2 protein-coding genes are annotated in these 5871 nt (G+C 71.6%); one reads left to right on the forward strand and one right to left on the reverse strand.

Translation table 11 applies throughout. From position 1 onward, the window contains the following. Positions 1–241 precede the first annotated feature (241 nt). Positions 242–4414, reverse strand: coding sequence for a HAMP domain-containing protein (locus ACFXGA_RS36275; protein WP_378096327.1), 4173 nt, complete (start codon positions 4412–4414; stop codon positions 242–244). 95 nt (positions 4415–4509) lie between these two features. Between ACFXGA_RS36275 and ACFXGA_RS36280 the strand changes: the two genes are divergently transcribed. Beyond that, on the forward strand, positions 4510–5871 hold a 1362-nt coding region (locus ACFXGA_RS36280), incomplete at its 3' end, for a PP2C family protein-serine/threonine phosphatase (RefSeq protein WP_378096331.1).

Below are 5871 nucleotides of genomic sequence, written 5' to 3' on the forward strand. Positions count from 1 at the left end.
CGGCAGGCCTGGCGGGACGCTTTCCCCGCCGGGCCTGCCGGCTTTGGCCAGCCCAGGGGTACCCGTAAGGGCCCCATGTCAAATCGAGCCGGACGCGCCCACCGACCCACCCTGAGCGTTGAACTCACGGTCCCTGAACGTAGGACTCTCGCGCTCTGAACGTAGGACTCTCGCGTTCTGGAGGTAGGACTCACGCGTTCTGAGTGTTGGACACGCGCGTTCTGGACGTAGGACACGCCGGTCAGTCCTGGTCGACGCCCAGGTAGAAGGCGATCAGGCGGAGCAGGTGTTCGGTGTCCACGGGCTTGGTCACGTAGTCCGTCGCCCCCGAGGCGAGCGACTTCTCCCGGTCCCCCTTCATCGCCTTCGCCGTCACCGCGATCACCGGCAGGTCCGCGTACCGCGACATCGCCCGGATCGCCGCCATGGTCGCGTTGCCGTCCAGCTCCGGCATCATGATGTCCATCAGCACCAGCGTCACGTCGTCGTACTGCTCCAACGCCCGCACCCCGGTGATCCCGTTGTCCGCGTAGATCACCTGCAACCCGTGCAGCTCCAGCACCGACGTCAACGCGAACACGTTGCGCAGGTCGTCGTCGACGATCAGCACCTTCTCGCCGTGGAACCGCATCGGCGCGGGCGGCAGGTCGGACGGCGGGACCAGCGACTGCTGCGACTCGTCGTCCTCGGCGGGCGTGAGCAGCTCGGGCACGGACTCCGGCTCGGTCACGGCCTGCGGCACCGGGCCCTGCTCGCCCAGCGGCAGGTACAGCGTGAACGTCGACCCGATGCCCGGCTCGGACCGCACGTCCAGCCGCCCGTCGAGCAGCGTCGCCAGCTCCCGGCTGATCGACAGGCCGAGGCCGGTGCCGCCGTACTTGCGCGACGTCGTGCCGTCCGCCTGCTGGAACGCCTCGAAGATCACCGACAGCTTGTCGGCCGGGATGCCGATGCCGGTGTCCTGCACGTCGAACGCGACCGAGCCGTCCACCGCCCGGATCCGCAGCTTGATCTCCCCGTCGTGGGTGAACTTCACCGCGTTGGACAGCAGGTTGCGCAGGATCTGCTGGAGCCGGTGCTCGTCGGTGTGCAGGGTGGACGGCACGTCCGGCGCCACGTCGACCTCGAACGCCAACCCCTTCTCCGCCGCCAGCGGCCGGGTCAGCGCCTCCACGTACGCGACGACGTCCGACACGTGCACCGGGTCGGTCTGCACCTGCATGTGCCCGGCCTCGACCTTGGTCAGGTCCAGGATGTCGTCGATGAGCTGCAGCAGGTCGGTGCCGGAGGAGTGGATCGTCTTCGCGAACTCGACCTGCTTGGGGTTGAGGTTGCCGTCCAGGTTGTCGGCCAGCAGCTTGGCGAGGATCAGCAGGCTGTTCAACGGCGTGCGCAGCTCGTGCGACATGTTCGCCATGAACTCCGACTTGTACTTCGACGCCGACGACAGCTGCCGCGCCCGCGCCTCCAGCTCCACCGACCCGGCGCGCAGCTCCTCGGTCAGCCGCTGCGACTCCACCAGCAGGCTGTCCGTCCGGGCGTTCGCCAGCATGGTGTTGAGGTTGACGCCGATGTTCTCCTTGAGCTGGTCCAGCAGGTCCAGGTGCACCTCGGTGAACTCGCCGAACGACCCCAGCTCGATCACGCCGAGCGTCTCGCCCTGGAACACGATCGGCAGGATCACCAGGTTCGCGGGCGGGGCCGACCCGAGCCCGGACCCGATCTCGATGTACCCCGGCGGCACCTCGGTGACCAGCACCGTCTTCTTCTCCACCGCGACCTGCCCGACCAGCGACTCGCCGCGCGCGAACCGGGTGGGGCGGTCGCCGCGCGGCGCGTACCCGTAGGACGCGGTCAGGTCCAGGGCGTTCGTCTCGGGGTCGACCAGGAAGAACGCGCCGTGCTGCGCGGACACCAGCGGCGTCAGCTCGCTGATCACCAGCGACGCCATGGCGTTGAGGTCGCGGTGGCCCTGCATCTGGCCGGAGAGCCGGGCCAGGTTCGTCTTCAGCCAGTCCTGCTCCTGGTTGGCGCGGGTGGACGCGCGCAGGTTGCCGATCATCCGGTTGATGTTGTCCTTGAGGTCGGCGACCTCGCCGGACGCGTCCACGGTGATCTGCCGGGTCAGGTCGCCCGCGGTCACCGCCGTGGCCACCACGGCGATCGCGCGCACCTGCCGGGTCAGGTTCCCGGCCAGCTCGTTCACGTTCTCGGTGAGCCGCTTCCAGGTGCCCGAGACGCCCTCCACCTCGGCCTGGCCGCCCAGCTTGCCCTCGGTGCCGACCTCGCGGGCGACGCGCGTGACCTCCTGGGCGAACGACGACAGCTGGTCGACCATCGTGTTGATCGTGGTCTTCAGCTCCAGGATCTCGCCCCGCGCGTCCACGTCGATCTTCTTGGACAGGTCGCCGAGCGCGACCGCGGTCGTCACCTGGGCGATGTTGCGCACCTGGGAGGTCAGGTTGTTCGCCATGAAGTTGACGTTCTCGGTGAGGTCCTTCCAGGTGCCCGCCACGTTCGGCACCCGCGCCTGGCCGCCCAGGATGCCCTCGGTGCCGACCTCGCGGGACACGCGGGTGACCTCGTCGGCGAACGCGCGCAGCGTGTCCACCATGCCGTTGATGGTGTCCGCCAGCGCGGCGACCTCGCCCTTGGCCTCGACCGCGATCTTCTTGGACAGGTCGCCGCCCGCCACCGCCGTGGCCACCGCCGCGATCGACCGCACCTGGGTGGACAGGTTGTCCGCCATGACGTTCACGTTGTCCGTGAGGTCCTTCCAGGTGCCCGCCACCCCCGGCACCCGCGCCTGACCGCCCAGCCGGCCGTCGGTGCCGACCTCGCGGGCGACGCGGGTGACCTCGTCGGCGAAGGACGACAGCTGGTCGACCATCGTGTTGATGGTGTCCTTCAGCTCCAGGATCTCCCCGCGCGCGTTCACCGTGATCTTCTGCGACAGGTCGCCCCGCGCCACCGCCGTGGCCACCTGGGCGATGTTGCGCACCTGGGACGTCAGGTTGCCCGCCATGAAGTTGACCGAGTCGGTGAGGTCGCGCCACGTGCCCGCGACGCCCGGCACCTGGGCCTGACCGCCCAACCGCCCGTCGCTGCCCACCTCGCGGGCCACGCGCGTGACCTCCGCCGCGAACGACGACAGCTGGTCGACCATCGTGTTGATCGTCGTCTTGAGCTGGAGGATCTCGCCCCGCGCGTCCACGTCGATCTTCTGCGACAGGTCGCCCTGCGCGACCGCGGTCGTCACCTGGGCGATGTTGCGGACCTGGGAGGTCAGGTTGCCCGCCATGAAGTTGACGGAGTCGGTGAGGTCGCGCCAGGTGCCCGCCACGCCGGGGACCTGCGCCTGACCGCCCAGCCGGCCGTCGGTGCCGACCTCGCGGGCGACGCGGGTGACCTCGTCGGCGAAGGACGACAGCTGGTCGACCATCGTGTTGATGGTCGACTTCAGCTCCAGGATCTCGCCCCGCGCGTCCACGGTGATCTTCTGGGACAGGTCGCCCTGCGCCACCGCCGTGGCCACCTGCGCGATGTTGCGCACCTGCGAGGTCAGGTTGTTGGCCATGAAGTTCACGTTGTCGGTGAGGTCGCGCCAGGTGCCGGCGACGCCGGGGACCTGGGCCTGGCCGCCGAGCCGGCCGTCGGTGCCGACCTCGCGGGCGACGCGGGTGACCTCGTCGGCGAACGACGACAGCTGGTCCACCATCGTGTTGACGGTGTCCTTCAGCTCCAGCATCTCGCCCGCCACCGTGACGGTGATCTTCTGCGACAGGTCGCCCTGCGCCACCGCCGTGGCCACCTGCGCGATGTCGCGGACCTGCTTGGTCAGGTTGTCCGACATGAAGTTGACCGAGTCGGTGAGGTCGCGCCAGGTGCCGGCGACGCCGGGGACCTGCGCCTGACCGCCCAGCCGGCCGTCCGTGCCGATCTCGCGCGCCACCCGGGTGACCTCGCCCGCGAACGTCCGCAGCGTCGCCGTCATCGAGTTGAAGCTCTCCACCAGCGCGGCGACCTCGCCGCGGGCGTCCACCACGATCTCCTGCGACAGGTCGCCCTCGGCCACCGCGGCGAGCACGCGGCTCAGCTCGGCGGTCGGCCGGGTGAGGTCCTCGATCAGGCCGTTGACCGCCTCGCCCGCGGTGGCCCAGCCGCCGGTCGCGGTGCTCGGCACCAGCCGCTCGCCGAGCCTGCCCTCCTGGCCGACCGCCTGGCGCACCCGCACCAGCTCGCCGACCAGCCACTGGTTGCGCTCCGCGATCTCGTTGAAGACCTCGGCCAGCTCCGCCGTCACGCCGTCGCGCGGGACGACGAGGCGGCGGCGGAAGTTGCCGTCCTTCATCTCGCGCATCGCGGTCAGCAGTCGGGCCAGGGTCACGTCCGTGTCGTCCTGGGCGGTCGTCACACGAGCCTCCGATGTCGGCGGAACCGCCCCAAGCCTGCCACTGTTGGTGGCAACTTGTCCGATAGGTTGGGTCGACCCGACACACAGGAGCCGTGATGGCCCAGGGCTACCGGCAAGGCGCCGACACGGGCCTCGACCTCGACGCGTGGCGTCGCGTGGTCGACGGCTTCCACGAGGCCGTCGTCGTGCTGGACCCCGAAGGCGTCGTCCGGCTCGTCAACCCGACCGCGGCCACGCTGTTCCCGCAGGCCAGGACCGGGTCGACGCTCCCGGTCGACGCGGGGCGCGGCCGGCGGCAGGACCTCGGCGGCGGGTGGGTCGCCTGGTACCGGGGCGTCGACGACTACCTGGACGACGCCTCGCGCCGGATGGGCGCGCTCACCGAGCGTTCCGACGTGGTGCGCAGCGTGGTCGAGCTGGCCCCGGCCGAGCACACCGTCGTGGTGCTGCCGGGCCGGCGCGGGCGTCTCGAGTGGTGGCGGCGCACGCCGGCGGGTGACGTGGCGGTGGCCCGCACCGCGCGGCAGGTCGCCCAGACCGCGCCCGGGTTCGCCGCCGTGCTCGACCGGGTGGTGGACCACGCCGAACTCACCGAACTGGGTGAGGGGCCGTGGGGCGTGTCGGGCGTGGGCGTGGCCATGCCGCTGACCGAGGGGGCCGCGCTCGTGTGCTTCGGCGGCACGTGGACGGTCGACCTGCTCAAGCGGTACGCGGCCCGCGCCGCGTCGGCCGTGGCGGCCGCCACCCGGCTCGGCGAGGAACGGCGGGCCGTGGCGGCGCTGCGGGCGAACCTGCTGCCCGCGCCGCTGCCCGAGGTGCCGGGGGCGCGCCTGGCCGGCGTGTACGAGCCCGCGCACCGGCAGGTGCTGGTCGGCGGCGACTTCTACGACGTGCACCCGCGGGAGGACGGCAGCGCGGCGTTCGTGCTGGGCGACGTGGCGGGCAACGGGCTGGAGGCGGCGGCGCACAGCGGCCGGGTGCGGCAGAGCCTGCACGCCCTGCTGGTCGTCGAGCAGCGGCCCGCGCACCTGCTGCACCTGCTCAACACGGCGTTGCGGGCGGCGGGCAGCCGCCTGTTCACCACCCTGGTGGTCGGCACGATGATCCCCGTGCAGGCGGGCGGGCTGCGGCTGACGCTGGCCGCCGGCGGCCACCCCGCGCCGCTCGTGCTGCGCGCCGACGGGCGGGTGGACGAGGTCGCGGTGCACGGCGGGATCGTCGGCGTGCTGCCGGAGGTGCGGTTCCACCAGACCACGGTGGCGCTCGCGCCGGGGGAGACGCTGCTGCTCTACAGCGACGGGCTGACCGAGGCGCGCAAGCACGGCGACCGGCGCGAGCTGTTCGGCGACGTGCGGCTGAAGGCGGCGCTGGCCGACTGCGCCGGGCTGTCCGCCGAGGCCGTGTCCGACCACCTGCGGCGGGTCGTGTTCGACTGGCTCGGCGTGGCCGAGCACGAC

The sequence above is a fragment of the Actinosynnema sp. NPDC059335 genome (genome assembly GCF_042752395.1).
Classification (GTDB): domain Bacteria; phylum Actinomycetota; class Actinomycetes; order Mycobacteriales; family Pseudonocardiaceae; genus Actinosynnema.